Raw genomic sequence first — 15,733 nt, 5'->3', positions numbered from 1 at the left:
TAAGGATAGTAATGACTGATAAAATTTCTGCACCGCGCTATGCGCTACGTGGCCTGCAGCTTATTGGCTGGCGCGACATGCAGCACGCGCTGGACTTTCTGTTTGCCGACGGCCAGATGAAATCCGGTACGCTGGTGGCTATCAACGCGGAAAAAATGCTGGCGGTTGAGGATAACGCGGAAGTCAAAAGCCTGATTGAAGCGGCTGAATTTAAATATGCGGACGGGATCAGCGTGGTCCGCTCTATCCGTAAAAAGTATCCTGACGCTAATGTTTCCCGCGTGGCGGGGGCCGATCTCTGGGAGCAGCTTATGGCCCGCGCAGGTGCGCAGAACACGCCCGTGTTCCTGATTGGCGGTAAGCCGGAGATACTGGCCCAGACGGAGGAGAAACTGCGTCGTCAATGGAATGTTAATATCGTCGGCAGCCAGGATGGTTACTTCAAACCGGAAGATCGGCAGGCGCTGTTTGAGCGGGTTCGTGACAGCGGGGCGAAAATTGTCACCGTGGCGATGGGGTCCCCACGCCAGGAGATCCTGATGCGTGACTGCCGTCTGGTCTGTCCGGATGCCCTCTACATGGGCGTTGGCGGTACGTACGATGTCTTTACCGGCCACGTTAAGCGTGCGCCCAGGGTCTGGCAAAATCTGGGGCTGGAGTGGCTGTACCGTCTGCTATCGCAACCGACGCGCATTAAACGACAGATCCGTCTGCTTCGCTACCTCGCCTGGCATTACACCGGGAAAATGTAATCAAAATGTAGCGCGATATGCTATTCGCGCTGCAACTCGCCTGCAAAACTGCTGACAATCTGTGCAATGCATTCATTTTTTTAATGCATCGTTTGCCATTTGGCCGATTTTAAGAAACCATTCGCTCCGTATTTTAGTACCCCTAAAAAACAATACCCGGTCTTAAGCCGGGAAACAGCAAACACAATCGAGGATCTATGGCAGAGAAAAAACCGGAGCTACAGCGTGGGCTGGAAGCTCGTCATATTGAACTGATAGCGCTGGGCGGCACTATCGGCGTGGGCCTGTTTATGGGCTCCGCAAGTACGCTCAAATGGGCAGGCCCTTCCGTATTACTGGCGTATATTATCGCCGGGCTGTTTGTTTTCTTCATTATGCGTTCCATGGGCGAAATGCTCTTCCTGGAACCGGTAACCGGCTCGTTCGCCGTTTACGCGCATCGTTATATGAGCCCGTTCTTTGGCTACCTGACGGCCTGGTCATACTGGTTTATGTGGATGGCGGTTGGCATCTCAGAGATTACCGCGATAGGGGTCTACGTCCAGTTCTGGTTCCCGGACATGGTCCAGTGGATACCCGCGCTCATTGCCGTGGGGCTGGTGGCGCTGGCAAACCTGGCCGCCGTGCGCCTTTACGGTGAAATTGAGTTCTGGTTCGCAATGATCAAAGTCACCACGATTATCGTGATGATTGTCGTCGGCCTGGGCGTGATTTTCTTCGGCTTTGGCAACGGTGGACATGCTATCGGCTTTGGCAACCTGACCGAAAACGGCGGCTTCTTCGCTGGCGGCTGGAAGGGCTTCCTGACGGCGCTGTGTATCGTTGTGGCCTCGTATCAGGGCGTGGAGCTGATCGGCATTACCGCCGGTGAAGCGAAAAACCCGCAGGTCACGCTGCGTAGCGCGGTAGGCAAAGTGCTGTGGCGCATCCTGATTTTCTATGTGGGTGCAATCTTCGTTATCGTAACCATCTTCCCGTGGAACGAAATTGGCACGACCGGCAGCCCGTTTGTTTTAACCTTCGCCAAAATTGGTATCACGGCGGCGGCGGGTATCATCAACTTTGTGGTCCTGACGGCAGCGTTGTCAGGCTGTAACAGTGGGATGTACAGCTGCGGACGTATGCTCTATGCGCTCTCGAAGAACAACCAGTTGCCTGCGGCGATGAGTAAAGTCTCACGTGCCGGGGTGCCGGTGGCGGGGGTGGCGGTCTCCATTGCGATCCTGCTGATTGGCTCTTGCCTGAATTACATCATACCTAACCCGCAGCGCGTGTTCGTTTACGTCTACAGCGCCAGCGTACTGCCGGGCATGGTGCCGTGGTTTGTTATCCTCATCAGCCAGCTGCGCTTCCGTCATGCGCACAAAAAGGCGATTGAAAGCCATCCGTTCCGCTCAATTCTGTTCCCGTATGCGAACTATTTGACGATGGCGTTCCTGATTTGCGTATTAATCGGGATGTACTTTAATGAAGATACCCGCATGTCGCTGTTTGTCGGGGTGATCTTCCTGGCGGCTGTGACGGCCGCATATAAGCTTTTTGGCCTGGGTCGCCGTGCCACCACGCAGAAAGTGGAGGAATAAGCGGCAAAATGTGCAAACCATAACCAAACGCGCATTTTTTTCAAAAAAGCACTAGACAGCGGGGACGGAGGTACGTAATATCCAGCCCCGCAACGGCGCTAAGCGCCCGTAGCTCAGCTGGATAGAGCGCTGCCCTCCGGAGGCAGAGGTCTCAGGTTCGAATCCTGTCGGGCGCACCATTAACCCGGTGCTGGAGCTGCGGTGGTCTGAGAAGTAGTCAGTACCGCGTGAAAGAATACAGTGGTGGCTATAGCTCAGTTGGTAGAGCCCTGGATTGTGATTCCAGTTGTCGTGGGTTCGAATCCCATTAGCCACCCCATTATTTGAAAGAGTTGTGAATTGCGAAGGTGGCGGAATTGGTAGACGCGCTAGCTTCAGGTGTTAGTGTCCTTTGGATGTGGGGGTTCGAGTCCCCCCCCTCGCACCACGACTTTTTAAATGAATTGAACTAAAAATTCAAAAAGCAGTACATCGGCGAGTAGCGCAGCTTGGTAGCGCAACTGGTTTGGGACCAGTGGGTCGGAGGTTCGAATCCTCTCTCGCCGACCAATTTTGAACCCCGCTTCGGCGGGGTTTTTTGTTTTCTGCAATTCTTCATCCCTGTCGTCATTCCCCCACAACGTCCTTTTTCATTGTCGCAATCCAGCGACATATAACTCATTGAAAGTTAGGTAAATAACTGTTTATGGGTTTTGCTGTCTCCTCCTGGCGACATCTTCCCGCCTTTTCCCGATACGTTGTGGAGCTTAAGACGGCACTTAACAGCATAATTTCCTTTTATCTTAAAATGTTGCGTCATGTAAAAGTTCTGGGTGTCATGTTGGCACGTTACGTGCAATAATATGCGTGTAGATGCTCATTCCATCTCTTATGTTCGCCTTAGTGCCTCATAAACTCAGGAATGACGCAGAGCCATTTACGGTGCTTATCGTCCACTGACAGATGTCGCTTCGGCCTCATCAGACACCATGGACATAACGTTGAGTGAAGCACCAAATATGTTGTCTTACAGACCTGTTTTAACGCCTGCTTTTATAGCAGGCGTTTTTTTATGCCTTATTCCCGATACCTGCGCATGATCAGGGCGACCAACAGCAGGGCAACTGACGAGACCGTATAGAGCGCCAGCACTGAGCCAAGCCCAACAGCCACCATCGCTGCAATACCGGTGAAAAGAGAGGCGCTGAGCGTTTGCCAGCGCCAGGCTTTCCCACTGGCTGAAGCGGTTTGCGTGAGATGAAAACTACTGAGTACGCCAAACGTGCCCGCTGCGAAGAGAATATTCGAGGCCAGATGCGCGATAAAGATCATGCTCAGCGCACATGCCGTCCATCCGGACAAAAACGGCAGCACACCATAACCGGTCAGAAAGATACCGAGACAAACGATGATGCGCGGCGTGTGAGCGGCAAAGCGCGTCAGGCTCTCTTTTTTTATCAGCATGGGGCCGCAAAGTTGTCCCATGCTCCTTGCGAAAAGCAGCGGCAGAGCAAGCCCCGCCGCATCCTGAGGATGGATTTGCTGTGCCAGCGCCGGAAGCAGCGCCATGGCCGGTGAGCCGACGGCCGCCAGCGACGGCAGGATGAGCAGGCTGCGTTTCTGCCGAACGGTCAACGTCCGCCAGCGTAATGCCGCAGGGGCTTCCTCTTCCTCGGGGGGCGTGAGTGATGGCGCAGAAAACCGGCGTCCAGCCAGCCATAGCATGAGCAGTGACCCGAGAAAGCTGGCGGCATCAATGGCCAGCAGGGTAAACACGGAAGTCTTCTGGAACAGCACCACGCCCAGGCCGGTCCCTAACAATACCTGCGAGGCAAAAATCACATTTTCCAGACAGGTCGCAGCAGGCAGCTCTGCTTCACTGAGGCCGCGCTTGAAGAGCAACGTCAGCGCGGGCCAGCTCATCCCGCTGAGCAGCGCCTCGGTGGATTGTACGGCGAGTAATGCGGCAACGCTGTGATAACCCACACCAAGCAGGGGAAAGAGCAGGGCGAGCAGGCCCAGCCCTTCGGTCAGTATCAGCAGGGATATTGGAGAACAGCGTGAGCACAGCTTTTCGCCGATCGTACTGCCGATAAATCCCGGTACCGTAGCGAAAAGAAAAGCAAGGGTTAGCAGAGCAGGCGAGGCCGACCACGCTAACAGCAAGCCGAAGACCACAACCTGGGTTAAGCCATTCCCCAACGAAGAAAAGATAAAAGCACAGGCAAGCAGGCGCAGCCAGCGGTGGCCGCGCAGCGCTTCAATAAGCGTATATAAAAGCGAGTTCATGACGATTTCCTTTCAAAAACGATTTAATCCACGCTGCAGAATGTGCGCGTGTGTGAAAAAAAGTTAATGAAAAGACATCGTTACATTGGCGGGTTCGTTTGCGGATGCGGGTGTAAAGAATGTAGCAGGAGAAAGGCGATAAAAAAAGGAGGCCATCTGGCCTCCTGATTAATTACTGCTGCGTACCGTTATTTTGCAGCGTCAACAGCAACCCATCACGGCGCATGGCGGCCGCTTCTTCCGGCTTATGCTGCTTGTCCAGCGTATCGGCAAGCCATGCGTAGTCAAACGCGTCCGGACGCTGCTTGAGTGCTGCACGGAAGGCGAGGCTTGCCTCCTGCCATTCGCCGTGCTTCATCAACGACTGGCCGAGCGTGCTCCACAGCAGTGGACGATCGCCAACAGTTTTAATCTGCTGACGCAGCACTTTTTCGATTTGCTCAGGATTGTTGGTTTTCAGGCGCGGGATCACCATCACCAGACGATCGTCGTACTGGCGCTTCAGACCGTCGAGGAGGATCTCCTGAGCCGTGTCGTGATCGTCACATTCAATAAGATGTTCCGCCATCGCCACCTGCAGAGGAACCTGCTGACGCGTTTTCCGGCTCTGATTCTTCCACCACGTTTTCAGACCGTCGCTGCCCAGGTCAGCGCGCGCCTGATCCATCAGGCCTATCCACGCCAGACGCTGAAGCTCATCACGATGTTCATCGTCGCCCACCTCGGCCTTCGCCATGGAAGGAATGATGTCCAGCAGTGAGCCCCAGGCGCCGGTACGGATGTAGGCCTGCTCGGCAAGGCGCAGCACTTCCGGATGACGTGGTGCGACTTCCAGCAGGCGGTCGATGCCGTGGCGAGCCGCGTGATTCTCATTACGTGCCAGCTGCAGACGAACGCGCGTGATTTCCACCGGAATCGGGTCGCCGTGAGCCAGCTCAGCCGCCCGTTCCAGGTGCTGATTGGCGCGTGCTTCATCACCGCGCTGCTGCGCTGCTTCGGCCGCCAGCAGATAGTTCACCACCGGCTGTTCGGCGTGGTCGGCGTTTTTCGACATCAGCTTTTCAACCTGCTGATAATCACCCTCTGCGAGCTTAAGCAGCGCCTGCTCGGTCTGTTTACGGGCGCGGCGGCGCTTACGGCCAACAAACCAGCCGCGGGTATGGGCACCGGTACGGAAAATACGGCGCAGGATCCACTCGATCGCAAACAGCACCACCACGCCGAGGATCAGAATGATCGTCAGACCCGTTACGCTGGTTTCAATGTTGTAGTTATCGGTCTGGATCAGGACGTAACCCTGATGACCCGCAAGCATAGGCCCCAGGACGATCCCGGCGATCAGCAGGATGAAGAGTAAGAGGACTTTTAGCATCATTACTCTCCCTGCGGTGCGCTTTCAGGCGCAGGAGCCGGAGCAGGTGCTGCTCCGCTCGTCTGCTCTGCCGGTACGCCCGGCTGTGCCAGCAGATTACGCACGCGCGTTTGCATCAGCTTCTCGAGAATCGGCTGGCTGGCCAGCTTATCCGGCACGTTCATGGTGATGTTCTGCTGGCTCAGCTTATCAATGTCTTCGAGGAAGGCGGTGGTCGTCGCATCATCGGTGTTGTAGTAGGCGCGGACCCACGTTGAGACGTTATCCAGCGCCTGCTTGTAGGTCTCTTCCTGATGACGCGGTACGGCCTGCGCCGCCACCAGCAGACGGGAACGAATGTTCTCGCGCAGATAGATGTCCTGGTTTGGTGCGAGCAGCGGTACGGCCGTTTCGTCACGACGGCGGATAGTGATGAAGCTGTCCATAAAGTTCTGCCAGCTTTTCTGCAGGTTTATGCGCCATTCGCTCAGGGAGCTGGACAGCTCGGTACCGTCGGAATCCATCGGGGAGTCGTCGTCGTTGTTATCCGCCAGCTGCAGGTTATCAATCTGATTTGAAAGCTGATTCACTTTAAGGATAATGCCGTCGTAATCCACCTGTGAGACGGCGGAGAGGCTGGCGATGTCTTCGGTGATCGCGCGACGGGCGGTGATAAGGCTTGGATCGTTCATGTCTGCCAGGCTCGCATCGGCGCTTTTCAGCAGCGCCGCGGCAGTGGTGACGTCCTGATCGCTCCAGAGCTTACGTCCGGCGAGCTTCACCAGGAAGTCGGCCTGCGAGAGCAGCCAGGTTTTGGCATCGGTGCCGGAAATGGTGGCGACTTTCTGCTGAACTTCACCCAGCTGTTTGGTCAGCTCTTCCTGTTTGCTGTTCGCTTCGGCAAGCGCGGCGGCCTGCTGCTTAATCACGGCTTCCAGCTCGGTTTTCTGCGTCTCCTGCTCTTTTTGCAGGGCAGTGAGCTGATTCACCAGCGCATCGCTGGTGGACGTCTGGTTAGCGCCCTGTTGTTTCACCAGACCGTACAGGCCAACCCCTGCTGCCAGCGCGATGGCGATGGCAATCGCGCTCAGCGTGAGGCTCGTTTTGTTGCTGCCGTTTTTCTTCTCAGCGGTTTTCTCTGTCGTCTCTGGCTGTGGCGTCGTCTCCACAGTCTCCCTGGTCTCTTCAACCACGGCGGAGGATTTGTCGTGTTCCGTCATTATGGCTTCCCATTTGAGAGTTATTGTAATGCGCGCAGCAGCGCATCGTTGTCGGCGTTATCAGCGATCCGAATATCCTGCCAGCCCAGTTCCCGGGCCTGGTTCGCCAGACGCTCACTGACGACCAGAAGCCGACAGCGGAGTAACCAGTTTTCGCGATACCAAAGCGGTATCAGCGACCAAAGCTGTTGTAACATTTCACCGCTGGTGACCACCAGCGTATTAATGCCGCGCGCGTGCCAGCGCATCGCCTCTTCCGCGCCATCGTAGTGTTTTGCACAGCGCTGATAGCACTCAATGAACGTCACGTCTGCACCACGTTCACGCAGCGTTTCGCCCAACAGTTCGCGGCCACCATTACCGCGCAAAATGAGCGCACGCTTTCCGGCAACAGTTTGTAATTCAGGTAATTGTAGCAAGACTTCACTGATTTCCCGATCTAACGGGTAACGAACGTCCGCGCTGCTTACGGTATGCAGCGCAAGGGCCGTTGTACGGCCAATCGCGAAATAGCGGGGGGCGGTTGGCCAGGTCAAACCCTGCTGTTGCAGCTGCGCGTGGGCAAATTCCACGGCATGTTGCGACAGCGCAAACAGCAGGTCGCCGTCCTGAAGGGTATTCATCTGGTCGGCGAGCGCAGAGAGCTCGCGACCGGGGGAGAATTCAATGAGCGGAAAACTCCAGGCCACCTGCCCCAGTGCGCGCAGACGGCTCACTAACTGCTCTCCTGCGGGAGAAGGGCGGGTGACGAGAATACTCATGCAGGGGGTTCTCCATTGTAAACGTCAGCCAGAATCTCGCGGGCGCCGTTATCCAGTAACTCTTCTGCCAGCGACACGCCAAGCTGCTCGGCATCTTGCGCTTTACCGCGACGTTCGCCGCGTACCATCTGCGAACCGTCCGGGGCGCCCACCAGCGCGCGCAGCCACAGTTCGCCATTCGTCAATTCAGCATAGCTGCCAATTGGAACCTGGCATCCCCCTTCGAGGCGGGTATTCATCGCACGCTCGGCTTTTACGCGGGTAGCGGTATCGTCATGGTTCAGCGGGGCGAGCAGTTCGCGGGTACGCGCATCGTCCAGACGGCACTCGATGCCGACGGCACCCTGGCCCACGGCCGGCAGCGACAGCTCTGGCGGTAACGCCACGCGAATGCGCGACTCCAGCCCCAGACGCTTCAGGCCGGCAACGGCGAGGATAATGGCATCGTAATCGCCGTTATCCAGCTTGCCCAGACGCGTGCCGACGTTACCGCGCAGCGAGCGAATGATCAGGTCAGGACGACGTTCCGCCAGCTGACACTGACGGCGTAAACTGGACGTGCCAACCACGCTACCTTCTGGCAGCGCGTCGAGGGAGTCATAGTGGTTAGAGACAAACGCATCGCGCGGATCTTCGCGCTCGCAGATAGTCACCAGCCCCAGCCCTTCCGGAAACTCGACGGGTACGTCTTTCATCGAATGTACGGCGATATCGGCGCGGTTCTCAAGCAATGCCAGTTCCAGTTCTTTGACAAACAGGCCTTTGCCGCCCACTTTCGCCAGGGGCGTATCGAGGATCACGTCACCGCGCGTGACCATCGGCACCAGCTCGACGCGCAATCCACTGTGGCAGGCCTCAAGGCGCTGCTTCACATAATGTGCCTGCCAGAGCGCGAGAGGGCTTTGGCGTGTGGCAATTCTCAAAACATTGTCTAACATGCTTGTTACCGTCATTATCAATCGCTAACCATCCTAACATTGTTGACTCTGGGATGGCAGTTTTACGGTTGATGAAGCGTGAGAGGGACAAGGCGGCGTATTCGCCAGCCATAGCCGTATTCAGGAATTTACACGTACAGAACGGTGCTACACTTGTATGTAGTGCATCTTTCTTTACGGTCAACCGGCAAGGTGTTAAATTGATCACGTTTTAGACCATTTTTTCGTCGGTACCACCAAAAATGATAAGGGCGAAAAAGGGTAACGGTTATCTTTTTGAAATACTGCGGGTCCGCTGTTACTCGTGTTTTGAATAGCTGCGACACCCGGAAACATCAGGCGATACGTCTTGTACCTCTATATTGAGACTCTGAAACAGAGACTGGATGCCATAAATCAACTGCGTGTGGATCGCGCGCTTGCTGCTATGGGCCCTGCTTTCCAGCAGGTATACAGTCTGCTGCCGACATTATTGCACTATCACCACCCGCTGATGCCTGGCTACCTTGATGGTAACGTTCCCCAGGGCATTTGCCTTTTCACGCCTGATGAAACCCAACAGCATTATTTGAACGAGCTGGAACTCTACCGCGGCATGCCGCCACAGGAGTCCCCGAAAGGTGAACTGCCGATTACCGGCGTTTACTCAATGGGGAGCACCTCATCGGTAGGGCAAAGCTGTTCTTCGGACCTGGACATCTGGGTCTGCCATCAGTCCTGGCTCGATAACGACGAGCGTCAGCTGCTGCAGCGTAAATGCAGCCTGCTGGAGAGCTGGGCGGCATCGCTCGGTGTGGAAGTGAGCTTCTTCCTGATTGATGAAAACCGTTTCCGCCATAACGAAAGCGGCAGTCTGGGTGGTGAAGACTGCGGCTCGACTCAGCACATCTTATTGCTGGATGAATTTTACCGTACTGCTGTGCGCCTGGCCGGGAAGCGTATTCTGTGGAATATGGTCCCGTGCGAAGAAGAAGAGCATTACGATGATTACGTCATGTCGCTTTACGCGCAGGGCGTACTGACGCCAAACGAATGGCTGGATCTCGGCGGCCTGAGTTCCCTGTCAGCAGAAGAGTATTTCGGCGCAAGCCTCTGGCAGCTCTATAAGAGTATCGACTCACCGTACAAAGCGGTGCTGAAAACGCTGCTGCTTGAAGCCTATTCCTGGGAATACCCTACGCCGCGCCTGCTGGCGAAAGATATCAAGCAGCGTCTGCACGACGGGGAAATCGTCTCCTTCGGGCTGGACGCCTACTGCATGATGCTGGAGCGCGTGACCGAATACCTGAAAGCCATTGATGACACCACGCGTCTTGACCTGGTGCGTCGATGTTTCTATCTCAAAGTCTGTGAGAAACTGAGCCGCGAGCGCGCCTGCGTGGGCTGGCGTCGTGAAGTGGTCAGTCAGTTAGTGAAAGAGTGGGGATGGGACGAAGCGCGTCTGTCCATGCTCGACAACCGGGCCAACTGGAAAATCGATCAGGTGCGCGAAGCGCACAACGAACTGCTCGATGCGATGATGCAAAGCTACCGTAATCTGATCCGCTTTGCGCGCCGTAACAACCTCAGCGTTTCCGCCAGCCCGCAGGACATCGGGGTATTGACCCGTAAGCTGTACGCCGCGTTTGAAGCGCTGCCGGGCAAAGTCACCCTGGTTAACCCGCAGATTTCGCCTGACCTGTCAGAACCGAACCTGACCTTTATCTACGTGCCGCCGGGCCGCGCGAACCGCACCGGGTGGTATCTGTACAACCGTGCGCCAAGCATGGATTCAATCATCAGCCATCAGCCGCTGGAATATAACCGCTATCTGAACAAGCTGGTGGCCTGGGCCTGGTTTAACGGCCTGCTGACCTCGCGTACGCGCCTGTTTATCAAAGGCAACGAGGTGGTCGATCTCGCTAAACTGCAGGAGATGGTCGCGGATGTGTCGCACCACTTCCCGCTGCGTCTGCCTGCCCCAACGCCGAAAGCGCTCTACAGCCCGTGCGAGATTCGCCATCTGGCGATCATCGTCAACCTGGAATACGACCCGACGGCGGCCTTCCGCAATCAGGTGGTCCATTTTGACTTCCGCAAGCTGGACGTCTTTAGCTTTGGCGAGCAGCAAAACTGCCTGGTCGGCAGCGTGGACCTGCTCTATCGCAACTCGTGGAACGAAGTGCGTACCCTGCACTTCAACGGCGAGCAGGCGATGATCGAGGCGCTGAAAACCATCCTCGGCAAGATGCACCAGGATGCCGCGCCGCCGGACAGCGTGGAAGTGTTCTGCTACAGCCAGCACCTGCGTGGGTTGATTCGTACCCGCGTGCAGCAGCTGGTTTCTGAGTGTATCGAACTGCGTCTCTCCAGTACCCGTCAGGAAACCGGGCGCTTTAAAGCACTGCGCGTCTCCGGTCAGACCTGGGGCCTGTTCTTCGAGCGCCTGAACGTGTCGGTACAGAAGCTGGAAAACGCCATCGAATTCTACGGCGCGATTTCGCATAACAAGCTGCACGGTCTGTCGGTGCAGGTGGAAACCAACCACGTTAAGCTGCCGCAGGTGGTGGACGGCTTTGCCAGCGAAGGGATTATTCAGTTCTTCTTTGAAGAGTCGGGCGACGATGCCGGGTTCAACATCTACATTCTGGATGAGACCAACCGCGCCGAGGTGTATCACCATTGTGAAGGCAGTAAAGAGGAGCTGGTGCGCGACGTCAGCCGCTTCTACTCCTCTTCGCATGACCGCTTTACCTACGGCTCAAGCTTTATCAACTTTAACCTGCCGCAGTTCTACCAGATTGTGAACGTCGACGGCCGTACGCAGGTGATTCCGTTCCGCACCCAGGCCGTCACGCCTGCCGCGCCTGCCAATCAGGACACCGCGCCGCTGTTGCAGCAGTATTTTTCCTGACTCTTTTCGCCGGGTGGCGCTAACGCTTACCCGGCCTACGGTTCGAGCCGTTGTAGGCCCGGTAAGGCGTAGCCGCCACCGGGCGACAAAACTACCTGAAACTCACTGTCTCACCCGCCTGCGCGGTCGACGCCTGTTCCAGCAGATCCCAGAACGTTACGCCGCTGCGGTCGCAAACCCATTCCCCGTCTTTCAGATCGAAATGATAGCCGCCCTGTTTCGCGGCCAGCCAGACCTGGTGAAGCGGCTCCTGGCGGTTAATAATAATTTTGCTGCCATTTTCGAAGCTCAGGGTCAGAATACCGCCGTTAATTTCACAATCGATATCGCTGTCGCCGTCCCAGTCGTCAATACGCTCTTCGATGGTCATCCACAGGTTGTCGGCAAGGCGATGGAATTCACTGTCGTTCATGGTTTTGTTCCTGTTTTTCGTGATGCCGGCAGTATAACCCTAAATAATTCCCGTTGCAGGAAAGCGGCAAACTCTTGCTTTTGTGTCTTCTCCTGCGATGATAGAAACAGATTTGAACTTACGGGCAACTTTATAATGAAAAACGCTTTCCGAACGCTTGCCGTTCTCATCACGCTGTTTAGCCTGACTGGCTGCGGACTGAAGGGACCACTGTACTTCCCACCTGCGGATAAAACCGCACCGCCGCCGACGAAACCGGTTAACAGCGGCATTGAGTCTACCACGCCAAATACTAACGACCGTGGCGACAACGGTGGCCCGACTCAGGTTAATCTCTGACGACAACGTTCTGTACCCGCGCAATGGAGCAAATGATGCAGTTCTCTAAAATGCATGGCCTTGGCAACGATTTTATGGTCGTCGACGCGGTAACGCAGAATGTGTTTTTCTCCCCGGAACTGATCCGTCGCCTGGCGGATCGGCATCTGGGCGTGGGGTTCGATCAGCTGCTGGTGGTTGAGCCGCCGTACGATCCCGACCTCGATTTCCACTACCGTATTTTTAACGCGGACGGCAGCGAAGTTAACCAGTGCGGCAACGGCGCGCGCTGTTTTGCCCGCTTTGTCCGTCTGAAAGGGCTGACCAACAAGCGTGATATTCGCGTCAGCACGGCCAATGGTCGCATGGTGCTCAGCGTCACCGATGATGAGCTGGTGCGCGTAAACATGGGCGAGCCTAACTTCGAGCCCTCCGTCGTGCCGTTTCGCGCAAACAAAGCGGAAAAGACCTATATTATGCGGGCGGCCGAGCAGACAGTATTGTGCGGCGTCGTCTCAATGGGTAACCCACACTGCGTGATTCAGGTTGATGATGTGCAAACCGCGGCGGTCGAAACGCTCGGCCCGGTGCTGGAAAGCCACGAACGTTTCCCGGAGCGCGCGAACATCGGTTTTATGCAGGTGGTGAAGCGCGAGCACATTCGCCTGCGGGTTTACGAGCGCGGCGCGGGTGAGACTCAGGCCTGCGGAAGCGGTGCCTGTGCGGCGGTGGCCGTGGGCATCTCTCAGGGGTTACTGGCAGAAGAGGTTCGCGTGGAATTACCGGGCGGTCGGCTTGATATCGCCTGGAAAGGACCGGGTCATCCACTGTATATGACTGGCCCGGCGGCACATGTCTATGACGGGTTTATCCATCTATGAAACAACCAGGGGAAGAACTGCAGGAAACAGTGACGGAACTGGACGACAGGGCTGTTGTTGATTATCTGCTGCGCAATCCTGAGTTTTTTATTCGCAATGCACGCGTTGTCGAAGAGATGCGCGTGCCGCATCCGGTTCGCGGGACCGTGTCGCTGGTGGAATGGCATATGGCGCGCGCGCGCAACCATATTAACCAGCTTGAAGAGAACATGACGCTGCTGATGGAGCAGGCCAGCACCAACGAAAGCCTTTTCTATCGTCTGCTGCATCTGCAGGCGCGTCTGGCGTCGGCGCACAGTCTTGACGAGTTCCTCAGCCGCTTCCACCGCTGGGCTCGGGAGCTGGGGCTAGCAGGCGCAACGATTCGCCTGTTCCCTGACCGCTGGCGCATTGGCGCGCCGTCGGGGTTTACCCATCTGGCACTGAGCCGTCAGGCGTTTGAACCGCTGCGCATTCAGCGTCTGGGCCATGAGCACCACTATCTGGGGCCGCTGAACGGGCCTGAGCTACTGGTGGTATTACCGGAAGCCAAAGCGATTGGCTCGGTGGCGATGTCGCTGATGGGGCGCGACGGCGATCTGGGGGTCATGTTATTTACCAGCCGCGACGCGCATCACTATGAGCAGGGGCAAGCCACGCACCTGCTTCAGGAGATTGCCCTGATGCTGCCCGAGCTGCTGGAGCGCTGGATTGAGCGCGTATGACGGACGGACTGCTCGCCACTGACGTTTCGCGCTTTCTGCGCTATCTGGGCGTGGAACGCCAGCTAAGCCCCATTACGCTGCTTAACTATCAGCGTCAGCTTGATGCCATCATGCAGATCGCCGACGAGATCGGCCTGAAAAGCTGGCAACAATGTGACGCTGCGACGGTACGCGGATTCGTTGTGCGTAGCCGTAAAAAAAATCTCAGCCCGGCGAGCCTGGCGCTCAGGCTCTCAGCGCTGCGCAGTTTCTTCGACTGGCTGGTCAGTCAGGGTGGCTTAAAAGCCAACCCGGCAAAGGGGATCGCCACGCCGAAAGCCCCGCGCCATCTGCCCAAAAATATCGACGTCGACGACGTAAACCGCCTGCTGGATATCGACCTTAACGATCCGCTTGCCGTACGCGACCGCGCGATGCTGGAGGTGATGTACGGTGCCGGGCTGCGTCTGTCTGAACTCGTCAACCTTGACCTCAAGCATCTCGATCTGGAATCTGGCGAAGTGTGGGTAATGGGTAAGGGCAGCAAAGAGCGCCGCCTGCCGATTGGCCGCAATGCGGTCTCCTGGATTGAGCACTGGCTTGACCTGCGCGGGCTGTTTGGCTCCGACGAAGATGCGCTGTTCCTGTCGAAACTCGGCAAGCGGATCTCGGCGCGTAACGTGCAGAAGCGCTTTGCGGAGTGGGGCATTAAGCAGGGGCTGAATAGCCACGTGCATCCGCACAAGCTGCGCCACTCCTTTGCAACACATATGCTTGAGTCGAGCGGCGATCTGCGCGGCGTGCAGGAGCTCCTCGGGCACGCAAATCTGTCTACCACTCAAATCTATACCCACTTAGACTTCCAACACCTTGCCTCGGTGTATGACGCGGCGCATCCACGCGCCAAACGGGGGAAATAATGCGTTTTTACCGCCCACTCGGTCAGATTTCAGCTCTGACGTTTGACCTTGATGACACCCTTTATGACAACCGCGAGGTGATCCTGCGTACCGAGCAGGAGTCGCTGGCGTTCGTGCAGAACTACCATCCCGCGCTGAAGGCGATACAGAACAAGGATTTCCAGAAGCTGCGCCAGTCCCTGCGGGAGACCGAGCCGGATATTTACCACGACGTGACCGAATGGCGTCGTCGCGCGGTTGAGCAGGCGATGCTTAACGTGGGTCTGAGCGCGCAGGATGCCGCCATTGGGGCGGAAGCGGCCATGGAAAACTTCGCCAAATGGCGCAGCCGTATCGACGTGCCGCAGGAAACCCACGACACGCTGGCGAAGCTTGCCGAAAAGTGGCCGCTGGTGGCCATCACCAACGGCAATGCCCAGCCGGAGCTGTTTGGCCTGAGTGATTATTTTGAGTTCGTGCTGCGTGCGGGTCCTCACGGGCGCGCGAAGCCGTTCAGTGACATGTACCATCTGGCGGCAGATAAGCTTAACCTGCCGCTGGGTGAGATCCTGCACGTGGGGGATGACCTGACCACGGACGTGGCTGGCGCTATCCGCTGCGGCATGCAGGCCTGCTGGATCAAGCCGGAAAACGCTGACCTGATGATCGCCTCCGATAGCCGTCTTCTGCCGCACGTGGAAATTTCGCGGTTGGCATCCCTCACGACGCTGATATAATCATCAATTGTTCTGTATAAATTAACAGGGTTTTGGC

14 protein-coding genes and 4 tRNA genes are annotated in these 15,733 nt (G+C 56.6%); 12 read left to right on the top strand and 6 right to left on the bottom strand.

Going from position 1 to position 15,733, the window contains the following annotated elements:
- Positions 1-11 precede the first annotated feature (11 nt).
- From wecG to DOU50_RS19060, 6 genes are all read left to right on the top strand, one after another.
- On the top strand, positions 12-752 hold the full coding sequence (gene wecG, locus DOU50_RS19085; RefSeq protein ID WP_032646082.1) for a lipopolysaccharide N-acetylmannosaminouronosyltransferase: 741 nt from the start codon (positions 12-14) through the stop codon (positions 750-752).
- A 197-nt stretch (positions 753-949) separates the two neighbouring features.
- On the top strand, positions 950-2,335 hold the full coding sequence (gene thrP / locus DOU50_RS19080; protein ID WP_024907972.1) for a bifunctional threonine/serine APC transporter ThrP: 1,386 nt from the start codon (positions 950-952) through the stop codon (positions 2,333-2,335).
- 102 nt (positions 2,336-2,437) lie between these two features.
- A tRNA-Arg gene (locus DOU50_RS19075) sits at positions 2,438-2,514 on the top strand.
- 64 nt (positions 2,515-2,578) lie between these two features.
- A tRNA-His gene (locus tag DOU50_RS19070) sits at positions 2,579-2,654 on the top strand.
- A 22-nt stretch (positions 2,655-2,676) separates the two neighbouring features.
- Positions 2,677-2,762: transfer RNA gene (locus tag DOU50_RS19065), tRNA-Leu, on the top strand.
- A gap of 45 nt (positions 2,763-2,807) precedes the next feature.
- Positions 2,808-2,884: transfer RNA gene (locus DOU50_RS19060), tRNA-Pro, on the top strand.
- Between the two features lie 507 nt (positions 2,885-3,391).
- Here DOU50_RS19060 and DOU50_RS19055 read toward each other — a convergent pair.
- The 5 genes from DOU50_RS19055 to hemC form a co-directional block, all read right to left on the bottom strand.
- Entirely contained in the window at positions 3,392-4,603 is a 1,212-nt protein-coding gene (locus tag DOU50_RS19055; protein WP_090420912.1) for an MFS transporter, read from the bottom strand.
- A gap of 172 nt (positions 4,604-4,775) precedes the next feature.
- Positions 4,776-5,975: a protoheme IX biogenesis protein HemY gene (gene hemY / locus DOU50_RS19050; RefSeq protein ID WP_008501551.1), complete on the bottom strand. Its 1,200-nt coding sequence runs from the start codon at positions 5,973-5,975 to the stop codon at positions 4,776-4,778.
- Between the two features lie 2 nt (positions 5,976-5,977).
- Positions 5,978-7,174: a uroporphyrinogen-III C-methyltransferase gene (gene hemX / locus DOU50_RS19045; protein WP_148769913.1), complete on the bottom strand. Its 1,197-nt coding sequence runs from the start codon at positions 7,172-7,174 to the stop codon at positions 5,978-5,980.
- Between the two features lie 20 nt (positions 7,175-7,194).
- Positions 7,195-7,935 carry a uroporphyrinogen-III synthase gene (gene hemD / locus DOU50_RS19040; RefSeq protein ID WP_048989627.1) on the bottom strand — a complete coding sequence of 247 codons (741 nt, stop codon included), beginning with the start codon at positions 7,933-7,935 and terminating at the stop codon, positions 7,195-7,197.
- Positions 7,932-8,873, bottom strand: coding sequence for a hydroxymethylbilane synthase (hemC, locus tag DOU50_RS19035; RefSeq protein WP_032646077.1), 942 nt, complete (start codon positions 8,871-8,873; stop codon positions 7,932-7,934). The genes hemD and hemC overlap by 4 nt, the downstream gene beginning before the upstream one ends.
- 349 nt (positions 8,874-9,222) lie before the next feature.
- Between hemC and cyaA the strand changes: the two genes are divergently transcribed.
- Positions 9,223-11,766 carry a class I adenylate cyclase gene (cyaA, locus tag DOU50_RS19030; protein ID WP_023309629.1) on the top strand — a complete coding sequence of 848 codons (2,544 nt, stop codon included), beginning with the start codon at positions 9,223-9,225 and terminating at the stop codon, positions 11,764-11,766.
- Positions 11,767-11,857: 91 nt separating this feature from the next.
- Here cyaA and cyaY read toward each other — a convergent pair whose 3' ends face one another.
- Positions 11,858-12,178: an iron donor protein CyaY gene (cyaY, locus tag DOU50_RS19025; RefSeq protein ID WP_090420923.1), complete on the bottom strand. Its 321-nt coding sequence runs from the start codon at positions 12,176-12,178 to the stop codon at positions 11,858-11,860.
- A 135-nt stretch (positions 12,179-12,313) separates the two neighbouring features.
- On the opposite strand from cyaY, the gene lptM reads away from it, so the two are divergent.
- The 5 genes from lptM to yigB are packed head-to-tail and all read left to right on the top strand — an operon-like array spanning position 12,314 to position 15,696.
- Positions 12,314-12,517: an LPS translocon maturation chaperone LptM gene (gene lptM / locus DOU50_RS19020; protein ID WP_024907980.1), complete on the top strand. Its 204-nt coding sequence runs from the start codon at positions 12,314-12,316 to the stop codon at positions 12,515-12,517.
- A 35-nt stretch (positions 12,518-12,552) separates the two neighbouring features.
- Positions 12,553-13,377, top strand: a complete 825-nt coding sequence (gene dapF / locus DOU50_RS19015; protein ID WP_024907981.1) for a diaminopimelate epimerase — start codon at positions 12,553-12,555, stop codon at positions 13,375-13,377.
- Positions 13,374-14,081, top strand: coding sequence for a DUF484 domain-containing protein (locus DOU50_RS19010; RefSeq protein WP_048989630.1), 708 nt, complete (start codon positions 13,374-13,376; stop codon positions 14,079-14,081). The genes dapF and DOU50_RS19010 overlap by 4 nt, the downstream gene beginning before the upstream one ends.
- Positions 14,078-14,980 carry a tyrosine recombinase XerC gene (xerC, locus tag DOU50_RS19005; protein ID WP_024907983.1) on the top strand — a complete coding sequence of 301 codons (903 nt, stop codon included), beginning with the start codon at positions 14,078-14,080 and terminating at the stop codon, positions 14,978-14,980. The genes DOU50_RS19010 and xerC overlap by 4 nt, the downstream gene beginning before the upstream one ends.
- Positions 14,980-15,696 carry a 5-amino-6-(5-phospho-D-ribitylamino)uracil phosphatase YigB gene (yigB, locus tag DOU50_RS19000; protein ID WP_045909227.1) on the top strand — a complete coding sequence of 239 codons (717 nt, stop codon included), beginning with the start codon at positions 14,980-14,982 and terminating at the stop codon, positions 15,694-15,696. Before xerC ends, yigB begins: the two co-directional genes overlap by 1 nt.
- Positions 15,697-15,733 lie beyond the last annotated feature (37 nt).

The sequence above is a fragment of the Enterobacter sp. C6 genome (assembly GCF_008122455.1).
Lineage (GTDB): Bacteria > Pseudomonadota > Gammaproteobacteria > Enterobacterales > Enterobacteriaceae > Enterobacter > Enterobacter pseudoroggenkampii.
This window is presented reverse-complemented; position numbering and strand designations above follow the sequence as displayed.

Bases quoted from the DNA above. Each gene is read 5' to 3' on its own strand.
- hemC (WP_032646077.1), bottom strand. From the start codon at position 8,873: ATGTTAGACAATGTTTTGAGAATTGCCACACGCCAAAGCCCTCTCGCG.
- dapF (WP_024907981.1), top strand. From the start codon at position 12,553: ATGCAGTTCTCTAAAATGCATGGCCTTGGCAACGATTTTATGGTCGTC.
- hemX (WP_148769913.1), bottom strand. From the start codon at position 7,174: ATGACGGAACACGACAAATCCTCCGCCGTGGTTGAAGAGACCAGGGAG.
- hemY (WP_008501551.1), bottom strand. From the start codon at position 5,975: ATGCTAAAAGTCCTCTTACTCTTCATCCTGCTGATCGCCGGGATCGTC.
- hemD (WP_048989627.1), bottom strand. From the start codon at position 7,935: ATGAGTATTCTCGTCACCCGCCCTTCTCCCGCAGGAGAGCAGTTAGTG.
- DOU50_RS19010 (WP_048989630.1), top strand. From the start codon at position 13,374: ATGAAACAACCAGGGGAAGAACTGCAGGAAACAGTGACGGAACTGGAC.
- thrP (WP_024907972.1), top strand. From the start codon at position 950: ATGGCAGAGAAAAAACCGGAGCTACAGCGTGGGCTGGAAGCTCGTCAT.
- wecG (WP_032646082.1), top strand. From the start codon at position 12: ATGACTGATAAAATTTCTGCACCGCGCTATGCGCTACGTGGCCTGCAG.
- cyaY (WP_090420923.1), bottom strand. From the start codon at position 12,178: ATGAACGACAGTGAATTCCATCGCCTTGCCGACAACCTGTGGATGACC.
- lptM (WP_024907980.1), top strand. From the start codon at position 12,314: ATGAAAAACGCTTTCCGAACGCTTGCCGTTCTCATCACGCTGTTTAGC.
- yigB (WP_045909227.1), top strand. From the start codon at position 14,980: ATGCGTTTTTACCGCCCACTCGGTCAGATTTCAGCTCTGACGTTTGAC.
- xerC (WP_024907983.1), top strand. From the start codon at position 14,078: ATGACGGACGGACTGCTCGCCACTGACGTTTCGCGCTTTCTGCGCTAT.
- DOU50_RS19055 (WP_090420912.1), bottom strand. From the start codon at position 4,603: ATGAACTCGCTTTTATATACGCTTATTGAAGCGCTGCGCGGCCACCGC.